Raw genomic sequence first — 26,914 nt, 5'->3', positions numbered from 1 at the left:
GGCTCCTCCTCGGGCCGATGTAGCCCGCGATGCGTCTACTCGCACGGCAAGCCGGTCGCCTATCGTGACTGGCATGGATTTCGCCATGTCGGCCAAGGCCAGTGACTACCACAAGCGGCTGTCCGACTTTATGACCGAGTACGTCTTTCCGGCCGAAGCCGAGTACGACCGTTACCGCCACGAAGCGGGTCCGGGCGACCACACTGTGCCCCCGATCATCGAGGACCTCAAAGTCAAGGCCAAAGAGCGTGGATTGTGGAACCTGTTCCTGCCCGCCGAGTCGGGGCTGACGAACGCCGACTATGCGCCGCTGGCCGAGCTGACGGGCTGGAGCCTGGAGATCGCGCCCGAAGTGCTCAACTGCGCCGCACCGGATACCGGCAACATGGAGATCCTGCACCTGTTCGCCACCGACGAACAGCGCTGCCAGTGGCTGCAGCCGCTGCTCGACGGCGAGATCCGCAGCGCGTTCTCGATGACCGAACCGGCCGTCGCCAGCAGCGACGCCCGCAACATCGAAACCACCATCACCCGCGACGGCGACCACTACGTCATCAACGGCCGCAAGTGGTGGACGTCGGGCGCGGCCGACCCGCGCTGCAAGATCCTGATCGTGATGGGCCGCACGAATCCCGATGCCGCGGCCCACCAGCAGCAGTCGATGATCCTGGTGCCGATGGACACCCCGGGTGTGACGGTCGTGCGCTCCACTCCGGTGTTCGGCTGGCAGGATCAGCACGGCCACTGCGAGATCATCTACGACAACGTGCGGGTCCCGGCGACCAATCTGCTGGGCGAGGAGGGTGCGGGTTTCGCGATTGCGCAGGCCCGGCTGGGTCCGGGCCGCATCCACCACTGCATGCGTGCCCTCGGCGCCGCCGAGCGCGCGCTGGCGTTGATGGTCGACCGGGCCCGCAGCCGAGTGGCCTTCGGCAAGACGCTGGCCGAGCAGGGCGTGGTGCAGCAGTCGATTGCCAAGTCGCGCAACGAAATCGACCAGGCTCGGCTGCTGTGTGAAAAAGCCGCATGGACCATCGACCAACACGGCAACAAGGCCGCGCATCTACTGGTCTCGCAGATCAAGGCGGTGGCACCGCAGGTGGCCTGCGATGTGATCGACCGCGCCATACAAGTGCATGGCGCGGCGGGGATCAGCGACGACACCCCGCTGGCCCGGCTGTACGGCTGGCACCGCGCGATGCGCATCTTCGACGGGCCGGACGAGGTACACCTGCGCTCCATCGCCCGTGCTGAAATCGGCCGCGAGAAAAGCGCTTTCGCTTCGGCGGTTACTCAGTGACCACTGAGATCCGGGAACTGCCCGGCGCGGTGAACTTCCGCGACGTTTCGGTGGCCGCGGGTATCCGGCCCGGGCGGCTGTTCCGCTCAGGGGAGTTGACCAGTCTGGACGACGACGGGCGGGCAGCGCTGCGCCGGCTCGGTGTTAGCGCTGTCGCCGACTTGCGCTCGCCTCGCGAGGTGCAGCGCCGCGGACCGGGACGGGTGCCCGACGGCGTCGACATTCACCTGTTGCCGATCCCTGACCTCGCCGCCGACCAAAGCGAGGCCGACGGCGAGCCGCCGCATGAGCATGCGTTCAAACGGCTGATGACCGACAAGCCCAGCGACGAGTCGGTCGCCGAGGCCGCCAGCCGCTACATGGTCGACGAGTACCGCAGGTTCCCCACGTACCCCGGGGCGCAACGCGCTGTGCGGCAGGTCGTTTCGCTACTAGCCGCCGGACGCTCGGTACTGGCCCACTGCTTTGCGGGCAAGGACCGCACCGGCTTCGTCATCGCTGTGGTGCTGGAAGCGATCGGGCTGGACCGTGACGATATTCTGGCCGACTACTTGCGCAGCAACGAGGCGGCGCCAGAGCTGCGCGCCCGAATCATGGAGATGATCCAGCAGCGCTCAGACACCGAACTGACTCCCGAGGTCATGACGTTCACCGAGGCCCGCCTATCCGATGAGGTCCTCGGTGTCCGCCCCGAGTATCTGGCCGCTGCGCGCCAGTCGATCGACGAGACCTTCGGCTCCCTGGACGTTTATCTGCGTGACGCGGGCATCACCGACGACGACGTGCATCGGCTTCGGGTCGCGCTGCTGGACTGAGCGTCTACGGTTCCAGCACCACCTTGCCGAACACACCGCCATCGGCCAGGCTCTGCAGTGCGGCACGCCCTTCCGACAGCGGATAACCCGGAACCTTGTTCAGGTATTCGCCCCACGCCACGCCGAACACGCCAACGTTGCGCAGCAGCAGCCGGTTGACCTTGACGCTCGGGATGCCGCCGGCGGCAAAACCGATCACCAGCAGCTTGCCGTCGATGGCCAGTACCCGGATGGCGTCGTCGAACGCAGGCCCACCGATGGGGTCGACCACGATGTCGACGCCGCGGGCCGTTGGTCACGTCGCGCACCCGCTGGGCCCAGCCGTCGGTCAACGGCAATACCACGTCAGCGCCCAGCGACTCGACGGAATCCGTTGCGCCCGTACGATGCACCATCGCGATCACCTGACCGGCGCCCATCGCCTTGGCCACCTGGACGGCGGCGCTGCCCACGCCACCGGCCGAGCCGAGACCCGCTCGCCCACCTTGAAACCCGACTCCTCCGGTGCCGAGCGAACCACACCCGCGACCTCCATGCCGGGAATGAACGGCGGCGGGAGCTTGAGCTGGGACTCCTCTTTGCTCAGCAGCAGGTCGGGAAAGCAGACTCCAGCGGCGCGCACATCGACGACCACCATGTCGTCGCCTCCCTGCACATCGTCGACGTCGGTGTAGACCAGTCCACCAGGACCCGAAAGTTCCTTGACGACGCAGGCTTTCACCGTACGGAGAAGCTAGCCTGCTTCGCCCCGGACAAATCGGTGATCTGCGCCCACTGGGAGGCGACCTCGTCAACCGACGGCGGATTGGCGAAGTTGGCGCCCTCGTTCTCGAACAGCGCAACCCGCTGCACCCTGCCGCCGCCGACGACGAACACCGATCCGTTGTCGCTGGATTCTTCAGTGCACAGGTAGGCCACTATCGGCGCGACGAACTCGGGCTTGAGCTTTTCCAACACCTCTGGAGGCAAGATGTCCTGCGTCATCCGGGTCGCCGCGACTGGAGCGACCGCGTTGGCGTGGATGTTGTACTTGGCGCCTTCCAGCGCCAGCGTGTTGATCAGGCCGACCAGGCCCAACTTGGCTGCGCCGTAGTTGGATTGGCCGAAGTTGCCGAACAAGCCGCTGGTGGAGGTGGCGACGACGACGCGGCCGTAACTCTGTTCGCGGAAGTGTGGCCAAGCCGCGCGCAGCACGTTGTAGCCGCCGTACAGGTGCACCTTGAGCACCGCGTCCCAGTTCTCGAACGACATCTTGTGGAAGGTGCCGTCGCGCAGAATCCCGGCGTTGCTCACCACGCCATGCACCGCCCCGAATTCGTCGAGCGCGGTCTGGATGATGTTGGCCGCGCCCTCGGCCTCGGCGACGCTGTCGTAGTTGGCGACCGCACGGCCGCCGGCGTCTTTGATCTCGGACACGACCTGATCGGCCATCGAATGTCCGGCTCCCGTGCCGTCGCGGGCTCCGCCGAGGTCGTTGACCACGACGCTGGCGCCTTCTCGGGCCAAGGTCAGGGCGTATTCGCGGCCCAGTCCCCCGCCGGCTCCGGTGACGACGATGACACGATCCTGCACTCCGGGCATGAACTTCCTTTCGGGTCGATTGCGCTCGGGGTCAGCGTCCGGCAACCGCTAGAAGAGCCGGCGCGCCAACTTCCACGCCTTCTCTGTATACGGCGGGTAGATAAAGCTCGATAAGTCGGGGCGGGTTGGCTTGGTGAGCACCGACTTGCGGTGGCTAAATTCCTCGAACCCCCAACGGCCGTGGTAGGCGCCCATGCCGGACGGGCCGACGCCACCGAACGGCAGCTTGGACGTGAAGTAGTGGAAGGCGAGGTGGTTGACCACCATGCCGCCCGCTGGCACTTCCTTGATCACCCGCTCACGCACGGCGCGGGTCTTGGTGAACAGATACGCCGCCAGCGGCTTGGGCCTCGAGTTGACGAAACGTATTGCCTCATCCAAAGACTCGGTCGTGACCACGGGCAGAATCGGGCCAAAGACCTCGTTGGTCATCAGCGGTTCCTGCGGATCCGGGTCGACCACCACCGTCGGCTGAATCCGCAGATCCGCAGCAGCTGAAGTGCCTCCCACGGCGACGGTACCCTTCGTGTTGGCCAGGTAACCGGTCAGCCGGTCGAATTGGCGTTGGTTGACGATGCGCATTCCGGCTGGCTCGTCGGAGCCGAACGTGGTGATGGCTTCGCCGATCTTGGTGACGAGTTCGTCGCGGATCCTCGCGTCCGCCAGCACATAGTCCGGCGCAATGCAGGTCTGGCCGGAGTTGAGCAGTTTGATCCAGGCGATGCGCTTGGCGGCGACGTCCACGTCAGCGTCCGCAGCGACGATCACCGGGCTCTTACCGCCCAGTTCGAGAGTGACGGGAGTCAAGTGTGGTGCAGCAGCTTCATAGACTTTGCGGCCGATCTCCGTGCCGCCGGTGAACACCACCCGATCGAAGCCTTGGGCGATCAACTGCTGGCTGACCGCAGCGTCGCCCTCGACTACCGCGATCGCTTCGCCGTCCAGGTATCGCGGCACCAGTTCGGCTATCAACCGCGAAGACGCTGGGGTGACCTCAGAAGGCTTGAGCACCATAGTGTTTCCGGCAGCGATCGCCCCGATGGCTGGGCCAAGGGTCAATACAAATGGGTAGTTCCATGCACCGATTATCAGCACCGTCCCGTAGGGTTCGTACTCCACCCAGCCGAGGCCGGGCAGCTGTGCGCGTTCCAGCAGGCGGTATTTACGGCGCATCCAACTGCCAACGTGCTTGGCCGCATACCGCGCTTCGGCGGCGGTGCCCGCGATGTCGGCCATCCACGCCTCGAATGGTTTGCGGCACAGGTCGGCTTGAAGCGCCTCGGCGATCTTGGTCTCGTTCTCGGCCATCATCTTCTCGATGGCGCGCAACTGCGTGCGCCGCCACTCAAGGCTGCGGCTTCGGCCGGTGGCGAAGGTTTCCCGTAGGTGAGCGACCGTTTGCGGGATGTCCGTTCGAGCGGATGCGGCGGTGTCGGGGCTGGGTTGTGCGGCGGCTTCGCTAGTCATAGGCGCCGCTCCTCCTCATCGCTGCGCACTTATCGTCGCCGGCGCGGGTCATGGGTTTCCCTTCCCGACCGGCGGAAGCCCAATCTTAATCAACCACCCGGTTGGGCAACAGGCGCTGGTTACGGCTTCTCTGCGGAGACGAAAACGGCCCGGAACGTTGTCTCGACATCGGGGTTCTCCGGAAGGTCGCGACCGACTCGAGTGAGGTAGTCGCTGCCGGACACAGACTTCACGCGCCACCCGTGCGTTTCGAACCAGCGCGCCGGATCCCGGCGCTCGTCGTCGGTGTACCACAGGTCGCCGGGGTCGAAGACGTTTTCGTCGCCGAGCCGCTTGCGCAGCTCGTCGGTCTTGGCCCGGCGCTTCTGGTAAGCCGCCCGGGCGGCGTCGTCCAAGCTGAACTCCTCGATGCAGGACCGGCTGCCCGGTGCGCTCAGCGTGTCGATGTCGGCGAACAGCCGCTCCTCGGCCTCTCCCGGCAAGAACATCAACAATCCCTCAGCCAGCCAGGCGGTTGGCTGGTCGGGGTCAAAGCCTTTGTCTCGCAATATCGTTGGCCAGTCGAATCGAAGGTCGGCGGGCACCTCGCGGCGGTCGGCGGACGGTTGGGCGCCATGTGCCGCCAGGGTTGCGGCTTTGTACTCCAGCACTTTCGGTTGGTCGACCTCATAGACCGTGGTCCCGGCCGGCCAATTCAGCCGATAGGCCCGCGAATCCAGCCCGGCGGCCAAGATGACGTGCTGACGAATCCCGGCCTCCGCCGCCGCGGTGAAATACGCGTCGAAGAAGTGGGTGCGCGCAGCCTGGTAGTCGACCATGTGCCGATGCACCGCCGCGATCTCGGGATCGGCCGCGTATGTCCTCGACATCCGGGACACCAGCTCGCGCAGTTCGGGCCCGTCGATCAGGATCTGCGCGAACTCGTCGCGGATCAGCGGCTGGGCGCTGGCTGTCTCTTCCGCCCGGGCAGCGGCCACCATCACGGCGGTGGCGCCGACGCTGGTCGCGATGTCCCAGCTGTCGTTGTCGGTGCGGCTGGTGCTCATCGCTTCTCGGCGGTCACGAAATCAGCGAACGCGTCTTTGTCGTCGGCCATCGGCACACCCTCGACCCAGCGGCCCAACCGGCGCATCTCGTCGTGGGAGTGTTGCGCTGTGGCCCGCCAGCCGTGCTCGTTCAGCCAATCCACCACAACGGCACGGTCCTCGTCGCTGTAGATCAGCTCCTGCACGTCGACGGTCTGCTCGAAGCCCAGCTTGTCGGCCACCCGCTTGAACCGCTCGCGCATCTCTTCACGCCGCTCGTCTGCGTGGCGCGCCGCGGTTTCGGCGGCGATCCGGCTGCCCGGGGCGCTGAGCTCGGTGATCTGCTCGAACAGCCGGTCCTGGGCGGCGGCCGGCAGATACATCAGCAGTCCCTCGGCCAGCCAGGCGGTCTGCGCCGCCGGGTCAAAACCGGCGGCGCGCAGTGCGGCGGGCCAGTCCTGCCGCAAGTCGATGGGCACCTCACGGCGGTCGGCCGACGGCCTGACGTCATGCTCGGCCAGGGTCGCGGACTTGTAGGCCAGCACCTTCGGCTGGTCGATCTCGTAGACGACGGTGCCGGCCGGCCAGTCCAGCCGGTAAGCGCGCGAATCCAGCCCGGACGCCAAGATCACCACCTGGCGGATGCCCGCGGCGACAGCATCGGCGAAGTAGGCGTCGAAGAAATGCGTACGGACCGCCTGATAGCTGCGCATGTGGTGGACGATCGCGGCGGTCTCGGCATCCATGCCCTCTACTTTGGCGACCATCGATTCGTCGAGCAGGGCTTCCCATACGCCGGTGCCGGCGTTGGCGACGAGCAACTTGGCGTAGGGATCGTTGATCAGCGCATCGGGGCGATCGGTCTCGGTGGCGCGGGAAGCGGCCACCATCACCGCGGTGGAGCCGACGCTGGTGGTGATGTCCCAGGTGTCGTCATCGGTGCGCATGGTGCTCATCGAGCTTCCTTTCACAGGTTCGCCGGGCCGGTCAATTGGCGACCAGGCGTGCACGTAGCAGCCTGCTGCTAACCGTCTCCTCGACCAAGTCGCCGGGTATCGGTCGGCCCAGCCGTGCCATTTCGTCGGCGTTGCTCACCGCATGTACTTGCCAGCCATGGTCGGTGAGCCACTGCACTGCATCGGCGCGGCTGGTGTCGTTGTAGGTCAGCGTTTCGAAGTTGATGTCGAGGCCCAGTCGTTCCCGTACTCGCGCCCACCGAGCCCGTCGCGCCGCCCTGCGCCGCTCGCTGACGGGCGCAGCCAGGCTGAATGCTTCGACGGCGACCTGACTGCCCAGCGCACTGAGGTCGGTGACCTTCGCGAAGAGGCGGTCCTGAGCGTCGGGAGGCAGATAGGGAAGCAGTCCTTCGGCCAGCCACGCCGTTGGCTGGGTGCGGTCGAAACCCGCGGCAGCCAGCGCGGTCGGCCAGTCGTCGCGCAAATCCACCGCGACCGGGCGCCGGGTTGCCATCGGGACTGCGCCGTGCGCCTGCAAAGTGCTGGACTTGTACTCCAACACCTTGGGCTGATCGATCTCGTAGACGGTGGTGCCAGTCGGCCAGTCCAGTCGGTACGCCCGCGAGTCCAGTCCGGCCGCGAGGATCACCACTTGCCGGATACCGCTGCGCACGGCTGCGGCGAAGTACTCGTCGAAGAAATGGGTGCGTACGGCCTGGTAGTCGCAGGTCACCCGATGGGCTCGGCGGCCGTGCTCGTCGTCGCCGATCCACTCGAGGTCGGCGCTGGCCAGCCGCGCCCACGCCGGTCCCGCGGAGGACACCAAAAGGTAGGCGAACTGGTCGCGAATCAGTGGCTGTTCGGCCGCGGTCTCGACGGCGCGTGCGGCGGCGACACTGAGCGCAGTGGCACCGACGCTTTCGGTGATGCTCCAGCTGTCGCCCTCGGTCCGTACCGAACGCACTTGGTCCAGATCAGTCATATCGCGCCTATGCTACCGAATAAGTTAGGTAGCCTATATGGTTGTGTGCGCGATATCACTGCGCCGATGCGCAGCGCACGGGGCCGTGATCTGGCGGGCTAGTTTCTCAGCTGCCAGAGCCGGCCGGCCATCAGCTGGCCCAGTAGCGCGGTGATGGCGTCCAACTCTTGCCGATTGCCCACAAAACCGGCGTAGAAGCCCACGCCGCACAGCACTGCCACCAGCATCTCGGTCAGCGACGCGACGTCAGTGTCGCTGGTCAGCTCGCCGCGCTGGATCGCGTCGTCGAGCACGCCGTTGAGGAACCCCCGTGTGGCGTGGAGAGAGTCGTTTTCGACCCCACTGAGCGCCGGATGCCGTTTCGACTCCAACACCGCGGTGATAAGGAAGGCCGCAGACGACCGGTTCTGCGCGTCGGCTTCGATGGTGGCCGCGACGAATTGCGACAACCGGCCCAACAGCGTCGTCTCGCGCTGTGCCCGCTCGATTGCGGCGGTAACCACGAGCTGGGTCGTCTGCGCGACCACTTCCAGATACAGCACCCGTTTGTTGGTGAAGTAGTGGTTGATCGCGGGCCGCGTCAGGTCGGCTCGGACGGCGATCTCCTGAAAGGTCGCGGCCTCATATCCCCGTTCGCTGAACACCTCGCGAGCCGCGCGCATGATGCGTTTTCGTGTTTCCGCAGCCTTCGCTGCCGGGGGGCGACCCGGTCCCCGACTCCCGGTTCGCGGCACCCTTAAATTGTGCCACAGGTCACACTATGGCTTTCGCCTCCAGCAGCGCCGCGGCCATCCGACGGCGCTGCTACACCGACGGCGTGCGGCCGTAGCTGTGTGGCATTAGCGCGTCAGGCGGAATATCACCGAACTTGCCGGCCTGGAAGTCTTCGAGCGCCTGGATGACTTCGACTTTGGTGTTCATCACGAAGGGCCCGTAGTGGAAGACCGGTTCCCGAATGGGCCGCCCACCCAGAATCAGCACCTCGAACGTGGGCCGGTGCAAATCCTGGGCCGCGTCGGCGGCGACGGTTATCCGGTCGCCGGGCCCGAGGACCGTCAACTGGCCGTGCTGGATCGGGTCCCCCCGGGGCCCACCGATCCGCGTGGTCCGGTGGTAATCGAACGAACCGGGCGTTCGGTCTCGCCCGGACCCGCGACGGTCACTCGGGGCAAGCTCAGCGTGTCAGCAGTGACGGCAGGCACTGGTACCTCCATAAATCCGGGATACCGATATAACCGGACCGGAGTCCGGATATTCCCGGTGGCGGCGTTCGCCTACCTTGACGCCTCAGCTGCTGACCCCGCCCTGATGTCAGGTCTTACGCCGGGCCGTGCTCGCGGCATCCTGTTCGGTGGCCGATCCCTCGTGAGCCAGCTTTCCGCCCGCGCTTTCCAGGTGGGCGCGGACAAACCACTGGAACTTTTCCAGTTCGGCGGCCTGCTCGATCAGGATGTCTTGGGTGACCTTGTCGAGCTCTTCCGTCTCGTCAATGGCCTTGCGAATATCTTCGATTACGCCCGTGTAGACGAGGTCGAGCGCCGCCAGGTGCGCTTGCACGGTGTCGCGGCCGACCGAATAGTCGTCCCAGGTGCGGTCTCTGATGATCGCGCCCGGGGTACCCTGCGGGGACGCGCCAAGCGCGGCGATGCGCTCGGCCAGCACGTCGGCGTAGCCGCGCACTGCTTCAACTTGCGGATCGATCATTTCGTGCACGCCAATGAAGTTCGGGCCGACCACATTCCAGTGGATGTGCTTGAGCGTCAGGTGTAGATCGTTGTAGGTGCTCAGCTGTTTCTGCAGCAGCTCGACGAGCCGCGCTGCCTGCTTGTCGGTCAAGCCTGGAATCGTGAACTGTGTCATCGATTACTCCCTAACGTGATAGGCACACGGTCCGCTGACGAGTACCCAGGGACCGATGCCGGTATACCCCCGGCCTCAAATGCCGCGGATGTCGTGCACCGGCAGCCGCGGACCGCGGCGTGGTTCGTATGCCAATCCACTGGCCTCGAGCAAGCGGACCACGCGGTGGCGGTGCGGACGCATCGGCTCGAGCAGCTCGACCATCACGTCGTCGGCGATCGGCCGGCCCAGCAGTGTCCACCCGATCATCTTGGGGATGTGGTAGTCGCCGACCGACAACGCGTCGGCGTCGCCGAACGCTCGCTGCGCAGTTTCGGCGGCGGTCCACACGCCCACCCCGGGCAGCGAGGTGAGCGCCTCCCTGGCCCGCTCGGCCGGCCATGACCCGAGCCGTTCCAGCGACGACGCCCGCTGCGCGCAACCCACGACGGTGCGGGCTCGTCCCGGGTCCACATTGGCGCGGTGGAACTCCCACGACGGAATGCCTCGCCAGGCCTCAGCCGACGGCGGCACGCGCATTCCCGCCGGGGCCGGACCCGGCGCCCCGGTGCCGAATTTGGTGACAAGGACGCGCCAGGCCCGGAATGCGTCGGCGCCGGGGACCCGCTGCTCGAGGATCGCCGGAATCAACGCTTCCAGCACCCGCCCGGTGCGGCCCAACCGCAGGTGTGGGAGCCTTCGGTGCGCGGCGGCGACGGTCGGTTCTTGCGGGAGGAAATCCGAAGCGTCGTCGTCGGCGCCCACCAGTGCCGGCAGCGCATCGACGAACTCCTCAGCGCCGCTGCCCCATGCCGCGCACCTCACGGCGTTGGGTGCCGTGCGGCTGATCCGTGCTGTGACGGGACCGCTGGGTAACAAGCTGGTCCGCCAAATCACGCCGTCGCGAACTTGGAAGCACGGATCGCGTGGGCCGCGCTGTAACGGCGCCAACGTGATTCCGGGGCTGACGACGCCCGAGAACCTGACCGTGCGAGCCCGCTTCACCTATATCCCTACGCCAACCCCGCGACTGCCGAACTTCACAGATCATAGGGTCGGACCGGCACCGCGACACGGTCGCGCGTGATTGACCGCCAGTGTGCCGCGAGACAGGATGGCGACATGATCACGCCGTTCGATAACCCTCAGGCCGAACTGGCGTGGATGTTCCTGCAGTGCTTGCAGGGCGGGGACGTCGACGAGTGTTTTGCTCTGCTCAGCGACGACTTCACCTACTGGAATGTCGCTACGCGGGAATCGGCGGACAAGGCGGCGTTACAGAGGCAGATCGAGCGGCGCAGCCACGACGTCGAGCTAACCCTGGATCTTTTGCGATGCATCAGCGACGGCGACAGCGTCGTGATCGAGGCGCAAGGCGATGGCGTAACGGCCTCCGGGACCCGCTACGAAAGCCCCTACTGCTTCATCGTCGACACCCGCGACGGCCAGATCGTGTCGTTACGGGAGTACTCCGATACCCGGTTGCTATCCGAGGCCTAGCCGATGGTGATCTCGGCCTTGTCGGGGTAGAAGGCGACGTGGCCGGCGATTGCCGACACAGCGGGGTAAGGCTCCTCGTATGTCCATATCGCGTCGTCGACGGTGTCACCGGCGCCGGTGGACACGCTGTAGTAGCTGGCCTCGCCTTTGAACGGGCAGTAGGTCTTGGTGTCGCTGCGTGTCAGCACATCGTGGACCACGTCGGTCATTGGAATGTATTGCACGGCAGGCAAAGTAGCTTCCTGGAGGGTTAGGGCCGCTTGCGTGTCGGCGACGATCTGGCCGTTGACGCGGACCTGCACGCGGCCCCTGGTGGGCTCGATCGTGATCGGGTGCTCGGTGCTGGGTTCTAAGACAATCCGGTCGCTCATGTTGGAATCTCCTCACGCGTGGATAGCAGGTGTAACAGCGGGCGGCGAGGAAGATTCCCGTCGGCTTCAGCTTGTGGCGGCGCTCTTGCCTCTGGCGTCGCGTAGCCCCATCCAGAACCGCGCCGCCTCGCGGATCGACTCCTCGACCGGCCTTGGCTGCCAGCCCAATTCGCGAACCGCCTTGCTGTGGTCGACATGGGCTTCGGCGCGCATCATCCGAACCGACTGAAGGCTGAGTTCGGCGTCTTTACCGGTGAACCGAGCCTTCAGGCTGCCTAGCGCCCCCAGCGCGTAGAGCACCGGCACCGAGATGGACCGGCGCGGTGGCGGCACGCCGGCTTCGTCGGCCGCGATCCGCACGACCTCCTTCAGCGGCATCATCCGCTCCGAGACGATGTAGCGTTCCCCGTTGCGTCCGCGCTCGGCGGCGAGGATCAATGCCCGCGCCGCGTCGTCCACGCCGACGACTTCCAGTTCGATGCCGTCCATCAGAAAGGGCAGCTTGCCGAAGACAGCGCCGGCGATGAACGCGCCGTGTGGCGTGCGGCCCCAGTCGCCGGCGCCGTAGGTCGTCGAGACGCACATCGCGACCGCGGGCAGCCCTTGCTCGGCGACGTAACGCAACACCAAATCCTCTGCCTGGACGCGGGATTGGACATACGGGGTGAGTCCGCGGCGGCGGATCTGGTCGTCTTCGGTGGCGATGTGACCGTGGCGCCGGCCCATGGTCGCGTAGGTGCTGGTGAACACGAACCTGTGTAGGTCGGCCTCCTTCGCCACGTCGAGGACATTGCGTAAACCTTCGACGTTGGTGCGAAACAGCGGGGACGGGTCACGCAGCCAGGCCCGGGTATCGACGACGCAGTAGTACACGTCGTCGACACCGTCCATCGCGGCGCGCAACGTGGCGGTGTCGAAGACGTCGCCCTCGAAGCGGGTGACGGCGAGGTCGTCGATGCTGCGGGTGTTGGCGGTGGGGCCGCACCATCGCCCGCACGTCGGCGCCGTCGGCGACGAGCTGGCGGGTCACGTGTGAGCCCAGGAAACCGTTGGCGCCGATGACCAGTTTCGGTCGTGCAGTCATTCCTGCCCTCCGTACTCGCGCATCCAGCGCGCGGCGTCCTTGTCGAGCGTGCCGAGCTCTTGCGCCTTCTTGCACCACTTCATCGCCGCGCGTGCGAAGCGCAGCGGGTTGTAGATGTCTTCTTGACGGCACCACAGTCCATCGCCGGCGTAGGTGATGATCGAGATGTTGGTCGCGCTGATGACGGTGCCGTCGCCGGGGTCGACCATGGGATTGTCCAGCTCGCAGATGACCCGCCCGGTCGGCTCGTCGATGACCGACCACAACGACGGGAATGCGACCATGTGGCTGCCGGGAAACGTCGTCATCGTCTTGCGGATCCAGGCCAGCACCTCGTCGCGGCCTCTCATGGTGCCCGCCGCATGCTCGATGTACTCCACGTCCGGTGTGTACTGCCGCACCCAGGCGTCCCAATCCCGCGTTTCGGCGGCGCGGGCCACGGTCTGCTCGTATCCGTGGAACGCGTCGACGAGCTCGTCGTGACTGAACCGCTGAGTCGTCACGTCAAAACTAGAACACGTTCTACCTCGGTTTGTCGAGCACTTCCTATGCTCGGATAAAGGAGGCTGAACCATGACGAATACCAAGAAGGCGATTCTGGCGGGCGGCTGCTTCTGGGGCATGCAGGACCTGTTTCGCATGCAGCCGGGCGTCATCTCCACCCGCGTCGGCTACACCGGCGGGCAGAACGCTAACCCCACCTACCGCAATCACCCCGGGCACGCAGAGGCGATCGAGATCATCTACGACCCGGCGCGCACCGATTACCGCACGCTGCTGGAGTTCTTCTTCCAAATCCACGACCCCACGACCAAGAACCGCCAAGGCAACGACGTCGGCACCAGCTATCGCTCCGCGATCTTCTATCTCGACGACGAGCAGAAGCAGATCGCTTTGGACACCATCGCCGACGTCGATGCGTCCGGTTTGTGGCCCGGCAAGGTAGTGACGGAGGTCAGCCCGGCCGACGAGTTCTGGGAGGCCGAGCCCGAGCATCAGGACTACCTGGAGCGCTATCCCAACGGGTACACCTGCCACTACCCGCGCCCGAATTGGAAGCTGCCTCGCCGAGCCGGTGTCGAGCGGTAAAAGCGAGCACAACTAGCGTGCCGCTTACGGGCTCGAGAGCCCGGGATCTCCCGTCAATCTGAAAGCGGTGCGCATCGCTTTGACGGCGTCCTCGCTGCCGTCGAATTTCCACCGCCGCAGCGCAGCCTTCCGTTCAGCGGCTGTGCTCCCTAGACGCGCGGTGATCAGATCTGACGCGCTCGCGGTGACGGTGACCGCCGGTGGGCCGTGGGCAGCGGTGAGACCTTCCCTGGCCACTCCGAATTCGAAACGGCGACCGTCGATTTCGACACGGTAAGAACCGGACAGCTCTGCGAGGCGGGCCCGGTCGATGCCGAGGAGGATTCCGGCCAGAAAGCCGTTCAACGGCGTGAGCGCGCTGTCGGCGGGTTCGAGCAAATCCAGCCCGAACGTGGCGATCGCCTGAATCACCGGCGGTACCTTGCGCCAGCCCATCTCGCTGAGGGTGTAAACGGTTCGGGCGACCGGCGGCGGTAGTTCGGTGCGGCCGATCAAGCCGGCGTCTTCTAATTCGCGCAACCGGTCAGCGAGCAGGTTGGTAGCAATCCCGGGAAGCGCCGCCCGTAAGTCGGCGTAGCGGCGCGCACCACCGATGAGCTCACGCAAGATCAGCAGCGTCCACCGGTCACCGAGGACGTCCAGCCCGCGCGCTATCGGGCAGTTCTGGTTGTAGCTCTTCCTTGTCGCCACACCAGCCACTCTACCATCGCGACGCACTTTTCAACTCATCACTTGATTAATTTGTCTTCTCAGTTTACTGTCGCTTCCATGCGTACCTCCTTCCGTCATACCGTGTTCAGCGGCCATCCCACCGCCGCACTTGCCGTCATCTGCCTGAGCGTCTTCGTCATCAGCGTCGACGCCACCATCGTCAACGTCGCCCTGCCGACACTCTCCCGTGACCTGAACGCGGACACCTCCCAGCTGCAATGGATCGTCGATGCCTACACCGTCGTGATGGCCGGCTTGCTGCTGTCGGTGGGCAGCCTAAGCGACCGCTATGGCCGGCGTGGGTGGCTCAGTGGCGGGGTTGCCCTGTTCGCAATCACATCCGCCGTTGCGGCGCAGGCGGATTCGGCGGACGCCTTGATCGGGGCGCGCGCCGCGATGGGGGTGGGCGCCGCGGTTATCTTCCCGACGACGCTGGGTCTCATCACGAACATTTTCACCGACCCCATACCGCGGGCCAAAGCGATCGGCGTATGGGCGGCGATGGTCGGGGTCGGCGTCGCTGCCGGGCCGATGACCGGCGGCTGGCTGCTTGAGCACTTCTCCTGGGGCTCAATATTTCTGGTGAATGTGCCGGTTGCAACGGCCGCCATCCTCGGAGGGATCCTATTCGTTCCGACCTCCCGCGATCCGGCCGCTCCAAAAGTCGATATACCCGGGCTCGTCCTGTCCGCCGTCGGAGTGACCACGCTGGTCTACACCGTCATCGAGGCGCCCAACTGGGGATGGACCAGCTCACGTGCTGCGACAGGCTTCGGCATCGCCACGGTTGTCCTCGCCGCTTTTGCGTTGTGGGAACGACGCAGCACGCATCCGATGCTCGATGTGTCGGTGTTCGCCAATCGCCGATTCTCTGGGGGGAGCCTCGCGGTGACGGCGGGCTTCCTTACCCTGTTCGGCTTCATCTTCGTCATCACCCAGTACTTCCAGTTCATCAAGAGCTACAGCGCGTTTGAAACCGGTGTGCGCTTATTGCCGGTCGCCATCTCGATCGCGGTCGCCAGCGTCGTCGGTCCACGGATGGTCGAGCGAATCGGCACCACGGCGGTCGTTGCCGCGGGACTGGGGATCTTCGCGGCCGGCCTGGCATGGGCGTCCACCGCCGATGCGGCCACGTCCTACATCGTGGTCGCCGCGCAGATGGTGCTTCTCGGCGGCGGCCTCGGCCTGACCACCGCGCCGGCCACCGAGGCGATCATGGGATCGCTGTCCGCCGACAAGGCCGGCGTCGGTTCGGCCGTCAACGACACCACACGTGAACTGGGCGGCACCCTCGGCGTCGCGATTGTGGGAAGCGTGTTCGCCTCGGTGTACTCCGGCCGCATCGGCTCCGCGTCGTCGCTGGCGGCGCTTCCCGGAAACGTCCGGTCGACGATGCAACACTCAATGGCCGCCGCCTACAAGGTTATTGGGCAACTGCCCGCGGCGCGGGTGACCGACGTTCGTGGCGCTGTCAACCACGCCTTCCTCGATGGCATGCAGATCGGCTCACTGGTCTGCGCCGCTATCGCGCTTGCCGCAGCGGTCGCGGTTGCGGCGCTGCTGCCCGCGCGAGAACACCGATCCGCACCCGAGTTCACAGGACGGCCCGAATCGCGCGGGCCATCGCGTGACGGAAAGCATGTGCAGCACAACGAGGTTCCGGGCCATGGCCGCTCGATGACCCACACACTTCGCTGAGTAACAGCGTTGGTCCAACTAGGAGACAGGAAATCTGATGACAAACACTCGCGTGCTGGTAACCGGCGCCACGGGCAGGATCGGCAGTGCGGTTGCTGCCCAACTGTTGGAGAAGGACGTGCCAACCAGGGCGATGGTGCACCGCCATGATGCACGCAGTGCCCGGCTGCAGACCCTTGGCGCTGAAGTCGTCGCCGCGGACATGTTCGACATCCAGCAGGTTCAGGCCGCGTTGGACGGCGTCGACCGGCTATATTTCAATCCCCCGTACCACCCGCATGCGCTGGACAGTGCGGTTGCCTTTGCCGTGGCCGCGCGGCGCTCAGGCGTGAAGGCAGTGGTGGCGTTGGGCCAGTGGCTGGCCAGCCCTGAGCATCCATCTTTGATGACCCGGCATGCCTGGCTGACAGCCAGACTGTTCGATCTGCTGCCGGACACTGCCCATGTCTCGGTTGATCCCGGGTTCTTCGCCGACAACTACCTGCAGCTTGTTCCGCTGGCCGCCCAGCTCGGTGTGTTGCCGGTGCCGACTGGGGCCGGCCGCAATGCGCCTCCGTCCAACGAAGATATCGCGCGCGTTGCGGTAAGCGCTTTGCTTGACCCCCACCGCCATGATGGCCGGGCCTATCGCCCGACAGGTCCGACGATGTTGTCGGGAGCCGACATTGCCGAAGCGGTGGGTGAAGCGCTAGGCCGCCGCGTGCGTCACATCGACATTCCTCAATGGATGTTCATGCGCGCCATCCGCGTCAACGCCAAGCGGCTCGGGGCGGATATGTTCTTCGAGTCCAGTTTGCGCCACTACCTGCCCGAGTACGCGCTGGGTACGTGGGAGGTCGGTGGCCCAACGACTCATGTCCGCGATGTCGTCGGCGTTGAGCCCGAAGACTTTCTGACAATCGCACGCCGCTACGTCACCGGCCCGGATTCCCGACGTACCGCCGGCAATTTCATCCATCGCTTGTGGGAGTTCATGTTGGTCGGCATTGTGCCGATGCACCGTCTCGACAGCTTCGATCGACGACAACAGCATCCCCAGCCCGCGCATCCTCGGCTTTCGGGACAATCCGCGGTCTGGCGAAACGAACACCACGCACAGGCCGTCCCGACCCAGCGTCAGTTCGGATCACTGGAGACCCACCCAGCATCCGCCTAGCCGCGTACTGCGGCAATTCGGTTGCCCCCAAACCAATCCCGAAGGAGCAGAGATGAATCGCACGCAAATCCGTACCCACTACTCGACCGGCGTATCGCGGCGCGCCATCGAGCAGGCGCTCATCGCCGCCGGAAAGGACCTCAACCACCTTGCGCCAGCAGACCTGTGGGCGCTCGAAGACTTCCACACCATGGGTCGCATCGCGACAAGCCAACTGGTCGACATGCTCGGCATATCCCTCGAAGACGCGGTGCTTGACGCCGGCACCGGGATTGGCGGTACCGCCCGCTATGTCGCCGACCGGTGCGGGTGCAAGGTCAGCGCCGTCGATTTGACCGAGGAGTACTGCGAGACGGCCAACTGGCTCAACCGACTTGTCTCGTTGGACAAGCGGATTTCCGTTCGGCAAGCAGATGTCACCGAACTGCCCTTTACCGACAGCACCTTCCAGGTCGTCTTCAGTCAGCATGTGCAGATGAATGTGGCTGACAAACCACGCCTTTACCGGGAGGCCCGCCGGGTGCTCGCTGCCGGGGGTCGGCTTGCCGTTTGGGATATTGCGGCGGGTGACGACGGGGAAGTCGACTACCCGCTGCCATGGGCCGACCAACCCGGCCTCAGCCACCTGGTTACTGCGGATCGGTTGCGCGGGCTCATTGAGTCGTCGGGATTCACGATCGAGCACTGGGATGACCTGACCGATCAGGCAAGCACAACGATGCAGACGCTGCTGTCGCTGCCCCCGAGTCCACTCGGACTGCACGCATTCGTGCCTGACTTCGCGCGGAAAGCCAAGAACCTCACTCACGCCCTCGCTGAGAGACGGCTTCGCGCCATCCAAGGCATCGCACGAGCAACTACCGCTGAGGGCTAACGACTACTTTCCTTGCGCGCGCAGCTGATAGAGGCCGCGAGCGGTTGCGACGGTCTTACCGTCTGCGTCGGTCACCACCGCTTCCAGTGTGAAGTCCGCCTTTCCGCGTTCGTCGGCTTCGGTTTCGACGCGGCTGATCGTCTCCTCGTCGAGGCTGGCTTCAGCCCGCAGCTGCGATCGCGCCATGCCGACGAACTTGATGTCGACATTTTTGACCAACGGGAAGTACTTGGCGTTGTCGAAGGTGCTCAGCGCAATGACGCCGCCCAACATTTCGGCAACGGTGAACTGCACACCGGCGTAGACGACGCCGAAGTGGTTGCCGTTGCCCTCGGCGGGCACGGTGACGGCGGCGTACCCGCGGCGCGCCTCGACGACTCGCACGCCCATCTGGTGGGCAGTGGGGATGGTGGACGGCATTGCGGCGTTCATCATCTCGACAACCTGGGCGGCATCGGGTGCGGCGGTCATAGCCGCCCATCCTAGTCAGCCGCTAGCGCTGCAAACGCCGATGCACCACGATCCGGCCGCCGCGCTTGGGGGTGAACGCGACGCCTCTCGCGTGCCATTTCTCACCGGGAGCTGTTGTGGTGTCAATGGTGAAGTGCCGCAATACTGTTCGCAGCGCAACATCCATTTCCATGTTGGCGAACGCGGCGCCGACGCAGCGTCGGGTGCCGCCGCCGAATGGGATCCACGCGAAAGTAGGTGGCTTGGTGCCGATGTAACGCTGTGGGTCGAAACGCTCCGGGTCGGCGAACACCGTGGGATCGGTGTGTATCTGCGCGATGCTGACCACGATCGAATACCCGCGGGGGATGACCCACTCGCCGAGCTCGTATGCCGGCGCGTAGACGTGGCGACCGGCGAAATCGATGACGGTTCTGTTGCGCTGCACCTCGAGGATCGCCGCCTGGCGCAGTTCGTTGGTATGGGTCTCGGCTTCTTCGGCGAGTTGCGCGAGAACGTCGGGATGCCGGCTCAGCCGCTCGAAGGCCCAGGCGAGCGTCGCCGCGGTGGTTTCGTGGCCGGCCGCCAAGAGGGTCAAGAGCTCGTCACCGACGTCCTTGCGGGACATGGGCGAACCGTCTTCGTAGGTGCTGCGCAGCATCAGCGCGAGGATGTCGGTGCGGTCCTCGAAGTTGGGGTCGCACCGCTCGTCGTTGATCAGCTTGTCGACGACGGCGTCGTACTGCCGCCGCCACTCGGCCAGCCGCCCCCACGGGCTGTAGCGGCCATAGGTCCGACCCGGTTTCGGCAGCGCTGCCAACCGTGAGCCCAGCGTCACCCAGGGCGGAATGATCCGCCGCAGCTTGTCGAGTTCGGCGCCGCCCGCCCCGAAGACCGCGCGCAAGATCGTGTTGAGCGTGATCCGCATCGTCGACGGCAGTGTTGGGAATTCCTTGCCTTGAGGCCAGCTTGCTGTTTCGCGCAGCGTTTCCTCTTCGATGATGTGCTCGAAGTTCGTGACGCTCTTGCCATGGAACGGCGGCGCCAGCAGCCGCCGCCGGCGCCGGTGATCGTCACCGTCGAGCGCGAACACCGACCCCGACCCGAGCAGCCGACTGAGGTTCGGCTGGATGTTGCCGAGTTCTTCCGGGCTCGTCGTGAAAATCCGCTTGGCCAGCTGAGGATCGGCGACAAGCACGGTGCGCCCCCAGATCGGGAGCCTGATCGTGAACACGTTGCCGTACCGGGACCCGAGCTGTTGCACCGTCCATCGCCGCGACAGCGAAAACGCTGTTCCCAGAACTGGTTTCGGGATGCGTACCGCCGGCGGCAACCTGACCGCAGGCGGGGCTGCAGCGGCGTGGGTGTCGACGGTTGCTTCGCTCATGGCGGTGCGCTCCCAACGCTTGTGTGGTACCGCGGTGTACCAGGCTGTTATCGGGTACGGTACTCTGTGGTACCAAGCCCTGGCAAGGGCTACATCCGGCGAAAGCGGTGCGGCAGTGACGGCAGTGGCCGACGACGCGGCTCCCACCGACATCGATCCGTTTCGGCGTCGGCTGCTCGACGGCCTCGCCGCCTCGATCGGCGAGCACGGATATCGCGCCACGACTGTGGCCGACATCGTCCGGCATGCGCGCACCTCGAAGCGCACCTTCTACGACCAGTTCGCCAGCAAGGAGCAGTGCTTTCTCGAACTGTTGCGCGCCGACACCGAGCGGCTCAGCGAGGAAATCCGGGCGGCGGTCGATCCCGAGGCCGACTGGCATGACCAGATTCGTCAGGCGGTCGAGGCCTACGTCGACAGCATCGAGTCGCGGCCTGCCATCACCTTGAGCTGGATTCGCGAGCTTCCTTCGCTGGGCGCCGCCGCGCGGCCCGTACAGCGCCGCGGACTAGAACTGTTGACCGACCTTCTGGTCGATCTCAGCGGCAGCCCGGGTTTTCAGCGGGCCGGCCTGCCGGCGCTGACGCCGCCGTTGGCGGTGATCTTGATCGGTGGCCTGCGAGAACTCACCGCGCTCGCGGTCGAAGACGGCCATGACATCCGCCGGATCGTCAAGCCCGCTTTTGACGCCTCGGTAGCGCTGCTGGGCCCGCGGCATTGACGCGGCGATCACGCCGCGAGGAACGTGCGAATTCGGTCGAGCACCAACTCCGGGCGTTGTTCGACGATCCAGTGACCGACCCCGTCGACCAGCTCGAGCTCGAAATCACTGATCCGCTCGGCGTATCCGCGCAGAAGATCCGGGGTGATCACCGGGTCGCCGGTGCCATGCAGCCAGCGAACCGGCACATCGACTCGAGCATCGGCGTATTCGCCACGTAGCCAGCGCGACACCTCGGTGGTCTGGAAGCTGCGATACCAGCGCGACCCGGCCACCGCGTGCCCAGGCTCACGCATGCACTCCCCATACATCTCGAGGTCATCGTCGGGGAGGGTAAATCCGGCGCCCACCCACGAGACCAGCATGCGGGAATAACCCGACTTCTGATGTGAGATCACACGTGGACCGATGACCGGAAGTGACATCGGAATCTGGTACCAGAACCGCCACAAGTGCCGAATCATCGTCAGGTCGCGAGTTGCCCACGGGCCCACGGTGTTCAGCCCGAAGAACCCGCTCACCTTCGCCGGATGGCGCAGCATCATGATGAACGCGACGGGGCCGCCCCAGTCGTGGGCGACCAGCTTCACCGGCCCAACGCCGAGCCGATCGACAACGCCTGCGAGGCCCTCGGCCATGTCGTTCTTGAGATAGCGCGAACGCGGCGCCGAACTCCATCCCGCGCCACGCAGGTCGGGGCACAGCACCCGGTAGCCGTCGGCGGCCAACGGGCCGATCAGCTCATGCCACTGCCACCAGTTCTGCGGAAAGCCGTGGACCAGCATGACCGCCCTGCCGTCAGCGGGGCCGGCATCGGCGACATGGATCGTCACACCATCAGATAGGTCGATAAACCTGTGCTCGACGCCGTCGAGAGCGGGCAAGCTGACCATGACGTGACAAGGTAACCGAATTCAGTCCCCGCCGAGCACGAACTCGACACGCTGGGCACAAATCTCAGCCAAGTCAACGCCCTCCAACGCGAGCTTGGTGTTCAACCGGATCAGCGCGACTGCGAGCAGCAGCACCGACGTCACATCGCTGAACCGCATATTGGTCAGCCGATGACCGGTCAGCTGCTGGTAGCGCTCGATGGTTTCTTCGCGGCCCGGCGTGCCGGGTGCTGGAGCATGTCCCTCGAACGGGCTGGAGATCCAATCGGTCATCAACATCCACGCCACGTCGCCGGCCGGATCACCCAGATAAGCGATCTCCCAGTCGAGCGCGGCAACCGGCGTGTAGTCACTTCGGTAGAGCACGTTGGACATTCGGCTGTCGCCCCAGCACAACGTGACCCGGTCCGGGATGTACAGATGCGCGTCGAGCCAATCGAGCGCCCGCGTGAACACCGGCTGCAACGGCGCGTCGCCGCTGGCCCAACTCAGCGCGTAGCGCAGGAAATTGGCGAGCCGCTGCGGCGGCGTGCTGCCGAACTGCGACAACGCCAGGAACCCCAGCCGATGACGGTCCGGGTCGACGGCGTGCACCTTGGCGATGAGGTCCAGGCAGCCGTTCCACAGCGCGGCGCGGCCCTCGTCGTCCGCGTCGGCGAAGATGCCGGACTGATGGTAGGGCGGGACGTCGCTGACGGTGACGACGTCGTCGATGCGATCCATCACGAAGTACGGGGTGCCGAGTTCGTGCCCATCGGCGTCGATCCAGCGCACGCTCGGCACCGGGACCGGCGAGTCGGCCAGTCGCTGAATGGTCAGAAACTGCCGGCGCAGGTCATAGTCGGGCAGCACCGCGTATTCGGGCGGGCGGCGAAACACCAGTCCGAGGTTTGACGATCCGCTCACTCCGACGAGGTCGAACAGAAACGTTTCGGTCGAAAAGCCGCCCTCGGCTCGTCTCCAGTTGGCGATCCTCGCTGAGTCAGCGCCTGGAACCCTTTTGCGCACAATGGGTTCCAGGGCCAGCGGTAACTCTTCTGCGGCCGGCCGCGCCACGGTTACCAGCCTGTGTATCCGTAGCGCGGGTAGGCGCCCATGAACACCATTTCGACCAGGCCGTGGCCGACCTTGCCGTCCATGCGGACTTCGCACAGTGTTTCGCTGAGCATGCTCACCGGCCGGATCACATCCAGATCGCCGGTGTCGACGCTGAAGCCGTCGATGAAATCGGTTCCCCGCCAATAGCCCGAGGCGTAGCCGTTGACCTCCATGTAGCCGGCCAGGCCGGGCCAGAAGTCGCACAGCGGAGTGACGTCGATGGTGCTGGTGCTGCGGTCGCCGCGGTGCACGGTGAACGTGCCGGAGCGGATCACGCGCAGCTCGTCGCGGAACTTCAGGTCGTGTTCGACGTCGATGATCTTGCCCGGCTCCCGCCCGCTGTCGAGCGGATACAGCAGCTCGCCCTCGAACTGCCACCGCTCGCCGGTGCTGGTCTCCCGCTGCGCGAAATGCACCAGCTCGTCGTCGAACTGGAAGATGCCCATGTAATACAGCACACCGTCGGGGATCTCTTCGGGCTGCAACTCGGCGCCTTCCGGCAGGCTGCCGCCACCGGGTCCGTGGCGCACGCCCCAGGAATGATCGCGGCCGAACCACCAGCGCCGCGGGTCGATCTCGATGCGCTCTTCCCCGACCTGGATCCAGCCGTCCAGTTCACCGTTTTGGTAGAAGCGCCGCGCGTCTTCGCGCACCCGGCCCCGGCTGCGATGGAACGCCGGGGTCTGTTCATACACCGGGAATTGGCCGCGCAATCGCAGATCCACGCTCAGCCCATAGTCGTTGGGCCCGAGCGTGGCTCGCACGCACTTCAGCGGCTCTTCGATCGAGTAGGTGAACGGTCCCACGGTGTAGGCGCCCAATTCCCCAGTGTCGGGCCGCAGTTCGGTCGAGATCCGCACGAGGCTGGTCTGGCCACCGCGCCGGGTCACCATTGCGTACGCATCGGTGACGTTGCGGTTGGGGTAGCGGGCCAGGCCCGTCATCACGTTGATGTCGCCGGATTTGTCGAACCCGTACATCACAATGCGCTCGGTCCACCGCAGGTCGCTCTGCGAGACGTGATCGAACGTGGTCGACAGCTGGTGGCACAACAGCTCGTCGTGTGACGTTAACATGGAGGGTTACGTTATATGACGTCACGTAATAAAACTAGGGTAGGTTTGCGCTGTGGAACCCGATGGTGCAGCTCCCGGCCGCCCGCGTGACCCGCAGAAGGATCGCGACGTGCTGGCCGCCACCCGGCAGTTGCTGGTCGAAGTCGGCTATCAGCAGACCACGATCGCCGCGGTCGCCCGGCGGGCTGGGGTCGGCGCGCCGACCATCTACCGTCGTTGGCCGCGCCGGGAAGCGTTGATCGAGGACGCCGCGTTCGCTCACGCACAGCCCGCACCGCTGCCCGCGCCGACCGGCGATCTGCACGCGGATCTGCGGGCGTGGGTGGAGGCGTTCCTCGTGCAGTTGGCCGACCCGGTCACCCGGGCGGCGATTCCCGGCTTGCTGGTGGCCTATCACCGCGACGACACGCTCTACGAGCGCCTGGTGTCGCGCAGCGAAGAGGATGTCCGCGCGCAACTGGTCGAGCTGCTGGCCGCCGACGGACTGCAGGCCCACGCCGATGCGGTGTTCGACTTCCTCGTAGCGTCAACGGCGATCCGGGCGCTGACCGTCGGGCTGCGCGACGCCGACGCGTTCTGCGACCGAACCGCCGAAGCCCTTACTGCACTGGCGTATTCGCCGTGGCGACCGGACGCGACAGGCGACGCCTAGGCGGCGGCCCGCTCCTCTTCGTGAACCTCCCGCTGCGGGGAGCTCTTCGGCGGGAACGTCAGCTTGACGATCTTGCGCACCACGGTGCCGAACTGGCGTAGCAGCGGCCCGCTGTTGTACGGGATGCCGTAGCGTTCGCAGATCGCCCGGACTTCGGGTGCAATCTCTGCGTAGCGGCGCGCCGGCATGTCCGGGAAGAGGTGGTGCTCGATCTGGTGCGACAGATTGCCGGACAGCAGGTGAAAGAGCTTGCCGCCGGTAAGATTTGCCGAACCGAGAATCTGGCGGAAGTACCACCTGCCGCGGGACTCGTTCTGGGTTTCTTCGATCGAGAATTCCTGCGTTCCGTCGGGGAAGTGTCCGCAGAAGATGATCATGTACGACCAGACATTGCGGACCAGATTGGCCGAGAGGTTTCCGGTGAAGACGAACGGCGCAAATGGCCCGGCCAACAGCGGGAAGGCGACGTAGTCCTTCAGCAACTGCCGACGGGTCTTGCGCCAGATCCCGTTCAGCGTCTCGCGCTTGTCGGCCAGCGAGATCTCACCGGCGCGGATGCGTTCGGTTTCCAGTTCGTGCAGCGCGACGCCGTACTGGAACAACACCATCAGCAGGAACGCGTAGACGGGGTTGCCCAGGTAGTAGGGATGCCAGCGCTGGTCTTCGCTCATCCGCAGGATGCCGTAGCCGATGTCGCGGTCCATCCCCACGATGTTGGTGTGGGTGTGGTGCATGTAGTTGTGTGAGTGCCGCCATTGATCGGCCGGGCACGCGGTGTCCCATTCGAAGCGGCGCCCAGAGATCGACGGGTCACGCATCCAGTCGTACTGGCCGTGCATGACGTTGTGCCCGATCTCCATGTTGTCGAGGATTTTCGACAGGGCGAGCATCGCGGTGCCGGCCAGCCAGAACGGCGGAATGATCCCGCCGAACAACATTGCGCGCCCGCCTATTTCGAGTGCCCGCTGCGCTTTGATCACGGCGCGGATGTACTCGGCATCGCGTTCGCCGAGGTCGGCCATGACGCGTTCCTTGATCGCGTCGAGTTCGCGACCGAACACCTCGGCTTGTTCAGGGCTAAGGGTGATCGTGGGCTGTGACATGACTTCTCCTTGGGGCTTACAGGACCACTTCGACGTCACCGACCGGTACGGACACGCAGATCTGCACGTCTTCGTCGGGCGCTGTCGATACCGCGCCGGTGGTCAGGTTGCGCACGACGCCGCAGGTTTTGCGGCGGGTGCAGGTGTGGCAGATGCCCATCCGGCAGCCGCTTTCCGGCGACAGCCCGGCAGCTTCGGCCTGCTCGAGTATCGGACGTCCGTCGTCGACCGTCTCGATACCGCTGTCGGCGAACGTGATTCGTCCGCCCGACGCTTTCGCCGGCGGCTCGAACGTCGGCGCCACAAAGCTTTCCGCACGGGCGTTCGGGCAGAGGTCGCGCACCGCCTGCACCAAGGCCGGAGGCCCACAGACGTACACCGCATCCGGTGCCGGCATCGCGGCGTCCAGGTGCTGCGAGCCGAAGCGGCCGACCACGTCGCCGGTGCCCGACCGGGTGTAGCCGTGCAATACCCGCACGCCCGGCATCGCGGCGAGCTCGTCGCGGTAGCACGCCTCGGCCGGGTTGCGCGCGTAGTGGAGGAACGCGATCTCGCCGTCGTGGCCCTCGGCTACCAACGTGCGCAGCATCGCCATCACCGGGGTGATGCCGCTGCCGCCGGCGACAAACAGAATCCGCCGCGGCCGCGGGGCTGGCAGCACGAAGTCGCCGCCGACGCCGTCGAGCCCGAGCACCATACCGGTCCGGGCGTGCTCATACAGGTAGTTGGAGACCAGTCCGCCGTCGTGGCGCCCGATGGTCAGCTCGAGGCGGCGAGCGTCCTCGGCGTTAGCCGGCGAGTAGCAGCGCGTGTGCCGACGACCGTTGATCTCGACCGCGAGGGTGACGTACTGGCCGGCCTTGAGGTCGGCGGTGAAAGCGGCGTTGGGTGCGAGCGTCAGAGTGACGCTGCGCGGGGTGGTCCGCCGCACATCGACGACCTTGGCCCGCGCCTCGTCCAGCGTCCAGGTCGGCGCGACCAGCTCGGTGTAGCGGTCGATGCCGTGCGGACCGGTCAGCAGGTCAACCAGGCCGGATCCGGCCAACCGCCGCTGCACCGTCCGGGTAAGCATTTCAGTGAACATGT

General features: G+C 65.6%; 27 protein-coding genes and 3 pseudogenes. 9 read left to right on the top strand and 21 right to left on the bottom strand.

Going from position 1 to position 26,914, the window contains the following annotated elements; genetic code table 11:
* The first annotated feature begins 85 nt into the window (after positions 1–85).
* Together G6N15_RS09210 and G6N15_RS09205 are read left to right on the top strand one after the other, a co-directional pair.
* Positions 86–1,300 (top strand): acyl-CoA dehydrogenase family protein, encoded by a 1,215-nt coding sequence (locus tag G6N15_RS09210; RefSeq protein ID WP_083086909.1) that lies wholly within the window; start codon positions 86–88, stop codon positions 1,298–1,300.
* Positions 1,297–2,115 (top strand): tyrosine-protein phosphatase, encoded by an 819-nt coding sequence (locus tag G6N15_RS09205; protein ID WP_083086819.1) that lies wholly within the window; start codon positions 1,297–1,299, stop codon positions 2,113–2,115. The genes G6N15_RS09210 and G6N15_RS09205 overlap by 4 nt, the downstream gene beginning before the upstream one ends.
* A gap of 4 nt (positions 2,116–2,119) precedes the next feature.
* Here the strand turns inward: G6N15_RS09205 and G6N15_RS09200 are convergent.
* From G6N15_RS09200 to G6N15_RS09155, 10 genes and pseudogenes are all read right to left on the bottom strand, one after another.
* Positions 2,120–2,836: pseudogene (locus tag G6N15_RS09200) on the bottom strand (zinc-binding dehydrogenase).
* Positions 2,833–3,696: an SDR family oxidoreductase gene (locus tag G6N15_RS09195; protein WP_083086820.1), complete on the bottom strand. Its 864-nt coding sequence runs from the start codon at positions 3,694–3,696 to the stop codon at positions 2,833–2,835. The pseudogene G6N15_RS09200 and the gene G6N15_RS09195 overlap by 4 nt, the downstream one beginning before the upstream one ends.
* A 48-nt stretch (positions 3,697–3,744) precedes the next feature.
* Positions 3,745–5,163 (bottom strand): aldehyde dehydrogenase family protein, encoded by a 1,419-nt coding sequence (locus G6N15_RS09190; protein ID WP_083086821.1) that lies wholly within the window; start codon positions 5,161–5,163, stop codon positions 3,745–3,747.
* 119 nt (positions 5,164–5,282) lie between these two features.
* Positions 5,283–6,143 carry an SAM-dependent methyltransferase gene (locus G6N15_RS09185; RefSeq protein ID WP_456299209.1) on the bottom strand — a complete coding sequence of 287 codons (861 nt, stop codon included), beginning with the start codon at positions 6,141–6,143 and terminating at the stop codon, positions 5,283–5,285.
* 62 nt (positions 6,144–6,205) lie between these two features.
* Positions 6,206–7,135, bottom strand: a complete 930-nt coding sequence (locus tag G6N15_RS09180) for a class I SAM-dependent methyltransferase (protein ID WP_139797763.1) — start codon at positions 7,133–7,135, stop codon at positions 6,206–6,208.
* A 40-nt stretch (positions 7,136–7,175) separates the two neighbouring features.
* Entirely contained in the window at positions 7,176–8,126 is a 951-nt protein-coding gene (locus tag G6N15_RS09175) for an SAM-dependent methyltransferase (protein WP_083086824.1), read from the bottom strand.
* 98 nt (positions 8,127–8,224) lie between these two features.
* Positions 8,225–8,860 (bottom strand): TetR/AcrR family transcriptional regulator, encoded by a 636-nt coding sequence (locus G6N15_RS09170; RefSeq protein WP_372506516.1) that lies wholly within the window; start codon positions 8,858–8,860, stop codon positions 8,225–8,227.
* Positions 8,861–8,930: 70 nt separating this feature from the next.
* A pseudogene (locus tag G6N15_RS09165) lies at positions 8,931–9,218 on the bottom strand (pirin-like C-terminal cupin domain-containing protein); the annotation flags it as partial.
* Positions 9,219–9,437: 219 nt separating this feature from the next.
* Complete coding sequence (gene dps, locus G6N15_RS09160) at positions 9,438–9,986, bottom strand: DNA starvation/stationary phase protection protein Dps (protein WP_083086827.1); 549 nt, start codon at positions 9,984–9,986, stop codon at positions 9,438–9,440.
* Between the two features lie 75 nt (positions 9,987–10,061).
* Positions 10,062–10,970 carry a DNA-3-methyladenine glycosylase family protein gene (locus tag G6N15_RS09155; RefSeq protein ID WP_083086828.1) on the bottom strand — a complete coding sequence of 303 codons (909 nt, stop codon included), beginning with the start codon at positions 10,968–10,970 and terminating at the stop codon, positions 10,062–10,064.
* Positions 10,971–11,087: 117 nt separating this feature from the next.
* Here G6N15_RS09155 and G6N15_RS09150 point away from each other — a divergent pair, with 117 nt between their 5' ends.
* Positions 11,088–11,465, top strand: a complete 378-nt coding sequence (locus G6N15_RS09150; protein ID WP_083086829.1) for a nuclear transport factor 2 family protein — start codon at positions 11,088–11,090, stop codon at positions 11,463–11,465.
* Here the strand turns inward: G6N15_RS09150 and G6N15_RS09145 are convergent.
* The 3 genes and pseudogenes from G6N15_RS09145 to G6N15_RS09135 form a co-directional block, all read right to left on the bottom strand.
* On the bottom strand, positions 11,462–11,836 hold the full coding sequence (locus tag G6N15_RS09145) for a DUF427 domain-containing protein (RefSeq protein ID WP_083086830.1): 375 nt from the start codon (positions 11,834–11,836) through the stop codon (positions 11,462–11,464). The genes G6N15_RS09150 and G6N15_RS09145 overlap by 4 nt on opposite strands.
* 66 nt (positions 11,837–11,902) lie before the next feature.
* Positions 11,903–12,920, bottom strand: a pseudogene (locus G6N15_RS09140) (NAD-dependent epimerase/dehydratase family protein).
* On the bottom strand, positions 12,917–13,423 hold the full coding sequence (locus G6N15_RS09135) for a nuclear transport factor 2 family protein (RefSeq protein WP_083086831.1): 507 nt from the start codon (positions 13,421–13,423) through the stop codon (positions 12,917–12,919). Before G6N15_RS09135 ends, G6N15_RS09140 begins: the two are co-directional and overlap by 4 nt.
* Positions 13,424–13,493: 70 nt before the next feature.
* On the opposite strand from G6N15_RS09135, the gene msrA reads away from it, so the two are divergent.
* The gene (gene msrA / locus G6N15_RS09130; protein WP_083086832.1) at positions 13,494–14,009 is read left to right on the top strand and encodes a peptide-methionine (S)-S-oxide reductase MsrA; all 516 of its coding nucleotides are present in this window, start codon (positions 13,494–13,496) and stop codon (positions 14,007–14,009) included.
* A 24-nt stretch (positions 14,010–14,033) separates the two neighbouring features.
* On the opposite strand, the gene G6N15_RS09125 is transcribed toward msrA, so the two are convergent.
* Complete coding sequence (locus G6N15_RS09125; protein WP_083086833.1) at positions 14,034–14,699, bottom strand: winged helix-turn-helix transcriptional regulator; 666 nt, start codon at positions 14,697–14,699, stop codon at positions 14,034–14,036.
* A 78-nt stretch (positions 14,700–14,777) separates the two neighbouring features.
* Here G6N15_RS09125 and G6N15_RS09120 point away from each other — a divergent pair, with 78 nt between their 5' ends.
* Genes G6N15_RS09120 through G6N15_RS09110 form a run of 3 tightly spaced genes read left to right on the top strand, consistent with a single transcriptional unit; the run spans position 14,778 to position 18,448 of the window.
* A complete protein-coding gene (locus tag G6N15_RS09120; RefSeq protein WP_083086834.1) occupies positions 14,778–16,418 on the top strand; it encodes an MFS transporter in 1,641 nt (546 codons plus the stop codon).
* A gap of 37 nt (positions 16,419–16,455) precedes the next feature.
* Entirely contained in the window at positions 16,456–17,574 is a 1,119-nt protein-coding gene (locus G6N15_RS09115; protein ID WP_083086835.1) for an NmrA family NAD(P)-binding protein, read from the top strand.
* Between the two features lie 52 nt (positions 17,575–17,626).
* The gene (locus G6N15_RS09110; RefSeq protein WP_083086836.1) at positions 17,627–18,448 is read left to right on the top strand and encodes a class I SAM-dependent methyltransferase; all 822 of its coding nucleotides are present in this window, start codon (positions 17,627–17,629) and stop codon (positions 18,446–18,448) included.
* 3 nt (positions 18,449–18,451) lie between these two features.
* Here G6N15_RS09110 and G6N15_RS09105 read toward each other — a convergent pair whose 3' ends face one another.
* Together G6N15_RS09105 and G6N15_RS09100 are read right to left on the bottom strand one after the other, a co-directional pair.
* On the bottom strand, positions 18,452–18,919 hold the full coding sequence (locus tag G6N15_RS09105; RefSeq protein ID WP_232070380.1) for a YiiD C-terminal domain-containing protein: 468 nt from the start codon (positions 18,917–18,919) through the stop codon (positions 18,452–18,454).
* Positions 18,920–18,941: 22 nt separating this feature from the next.
* On the bottom strand, positions 18,942–20,285 hold the full coding sequence (locus tag G6N15_RS09100) for a cytochrome P450 (protein WP_083086837.1): 1,344 nt from the start codon (positions 20,283–20,285) through the stop codon (positions 18,942–18,944).
* 115 nt (positions 20,286–20,400) lie between these two features.
* Here G6N15_RS09100 and G6N15_RS09095 point away from each other — a divergent pair, with 115 nt between their 5' ends.
* Complete coding sequence (locus G6N15_RS09095; RefSeq protein WP_083086911.1) at positions 20,401–21,006, top strand: TetR/AcrR family transcriptional regulator; 606 nt, start codon at positions 20,401–20,403, stop codon at positions 21,004–21,006.
* Positions 21,007–21,014: 8 nt separating this feature from the next.
* On the opposite strand, the gene G6N15_RS09090 is transcribed toward G6N15_RS09095, so the two are convergent.
* From G6N15_RS09090 to G6N15_RS09080, 3 genes are read right to left on the bottom strand one after another with little or no spacing between them, the layout of a single operon-like run.
* The gene (locus G6N15_RS09090) at positions 21,015–21,899 is read right to left on the bottom strand and encodes an alpha/beta fold hydrolase (RefSeq protein WP_083086838.1); all 885 of its coding nucleotides are present in this window, start codon (positions 21,897–21,899) and stop codon (positions 21,015–21,017) included.
* Between the two features lie 21 nt (positions 21,900–21,920).
* Complete coding sequence (locus G6N15_RS09085) at positions 21,921–22,955, bottom strand: phosphotransferase family protein (RefSeq protein ID WP_083086839.1); 1,035 nt, start codon at positions 22,953–22,955, stop codon at positions 21,921–21,923.
* A gap of 2 nt (positions 22,956–22,957) precedes the next feature.
* Positions 22,958–24,073, bottom strand: a complete 1,116-nt coding sequence (locus G6N15_RS09080; RefSeq protein WP_083086840.1) for a hypothetical protein — start codon at positions 24,071–24,073, stop codon at positions 22,958–22,960.
* 52 nt (positions 24,074–24,125) lie between these two features.
* On the opposite strand from G6N15_RS09080, the gene G6N15_RS09075 reads away from it, so the two are divergent.
* Entirely contained in the window at positions 24,126–24,725 is a 600-nt protein-coding gene (locus G6N15_RS09075) for a TetR/AcrR family transcriptional regulator (RefSeq protein WP_083086841.1), read from the top strand.
* Here G6N15_RS09075 and G6N15_RS09070 read toward each other — a convergent pair.
* Both G6N15_RS09070 and G6N15_RS09065 read right to left on the bottom strand, forming a co-directional pair.
* Complete coding sequence (locus G6N15_RS09070) at positions 24,722–25,828, bottom strand: fatty acid desaturase family protein (RefSeq protein WP_083086842.1); 1,107 nt, start codon at positions 25,826–25,828, stop codon at positions 24,722–24,724. The two genes, G6N15_RS09075 and G6N15_RS09070, sit on opposite strands and share 4 nt — an antisense overlap.
* Before the next feature lie 16 nt (positions 25,829–25,844).
* Positions 25,845–26,912: a ferredoxin reductase gene (locus G6N15_RS09065; protein ID WP_083086843.1), complete on the bottom strand. Its 1,068-nt coding sequence runs from the start codon at positions 26,910–26,912 to the stop codon at positions 25,845–25,847.
* Positions 26,913–26,914 lie beyond the last annotated feature (2 nt).

Source organism: Mycobacterium noviomagense, from assembly GCF_010731635.1.
Taxonomy (GTDB): Bacteria; Actinomycetota; Actinomycetes; order Mycobacteriales; family Mycobacteriaceae; genus Mycobacterium; species Mycobacterium noviomagense.
Note: the sequence above shows the minus strand (reverse complement) of the source record. Positions and strands in the feature narration are given on the sequence as shown.

Bases quoted from the DNA above. Each gene is read 5' to 3' on its own strand.
- G6N15_RS09210 (WP_083086909.1), top strand. From the start codon at position 86: ATGTCGGCCAAGGCCAGTGACTACCACAAGCGGCTGTCCGACTTTATG.
- G6N15_RS09195 (WP_083086820.1), bottom strand. From the start codon at position 3,696: ATGCCCGGAGTGCAGGATCGTGTCATCGTCGTCACCGGAGCCGGCGGG.
- G6N15_RS09190 (WP_083086821.1), bottom strand. From the start codon at position 5,163: ATGACTAGCGAAGCCGCCGCACAACCCAGCCCCGACACCGCCGCATCC.
- G6N15_RS09185 (WP_456299209.1), bottom strand. From the start codon at position 6,143: ATGGTGGCCGCTGCCCGGGCGGAAGAGACAGCCAGCGCCCAGCCGCTG.
- G6N15_RS09180 (WP_139797763.1), bottom strand. From the start codon at position 7,135: ATGCGCACCGATGACGACACCTGGGACATCACCACCAGCGTCGGCTCC.
- G6N15_RS09175 (WP_083086824.1), bottom strand. From the start codon at position 8,126: ATGACTGATCTGGACCAAGTGCGTTCGGTACGGACCGAGGGCGACAGC.
- dps (WP_083086827.1), bottom strand. From the start codon at position 9,986: ATGACACAGTTCACGATTCCAGGCTTGACCGACAAGCAGGCAGCGCGG.
- G6N15_RS09150 (WP_083086829.1), top strand. From the start codon at position 11,088: ATGATCACGCCGTTCGATAACCCTCAGGCCGAACTGGCGTGGATGTTC.
- G6N15_RS09145 (WP_083086830.1), bottom strand. From the start codon at position 11,836: ATGAGCGACCGGATTGTCTTAGAACCCAGCACCGAGCACCCGATCACG.
- msrA (WP_083086832.1), top strand. From the start codon at position 13,494: ATGACGAATACCAAGAAGGCGATTCTGGCGGGCGGCTGCTTCTGGGGC.
- G6N15_RS09120 (WP_083086834.1), top strand. From the start codon at position 14,778: ATGCGTACCTCCTTCCGTCATACCGTGTTCAGCGGCCATCCCACCGCC.
- G6N15_RS09115 (WP_083086835.1), top strand. From the start codon at position 16,456: ATGACAAACACTCGCGTGCTGGTAACCGGCGCCACGGGCAGGATCGGC.
- G6N15_RS09110 (WP_083086836.1), top strand. From the start codon at position 17,627: ATGAATCGCACGCAAATCCGTACCCACTACTCGACCGGCGTATCGCGG.
- G6N15_RS09105 (WP_232070380.1), bottom strand. From the start codon at position 18,919: ATGACCGCCGCACCCGATGCCGCCCAGGTTGTCGAGATGATGAACGCC.
- G6N15_RS09100 (WP_083086837.1), bottom strand. From the start codon at position 20,285: ATGAGCGAAGCAACCGTCGACACCCACGCCGCTGCAGCCCCGCCTGCG.
- G6N15_RS09090 (WP_083086838.1), bottom strand. From the start codon at position 21,899: ATGGTCAGCTTGCCCGCTCTCGACGGCGTCGAGCACAGGTTTATCGAC.
- G6N15_RS09080 (WP_083086840.1), bottom strand. From the start codon at position 24,073: ATGTTAACGTCACACGACGAGCTGTTGTGCCACCAGCTGTCGACCACG.
- G6N15_RS09070 (WP_083086842.1), bottom strand. From the start codon at position 25,828: ATGTCACAGCCCACGATCACCCTTAGCCCTGAACAAGCCGAGGTGTTC.
- G6N15_RS09065 (WP_083086843.1), bottom strand. From the start codon at position 26,912: ATGTTCACTGAAATGCTTACCCGGACGGTGCAGCGGCGGTTGGCCGGA.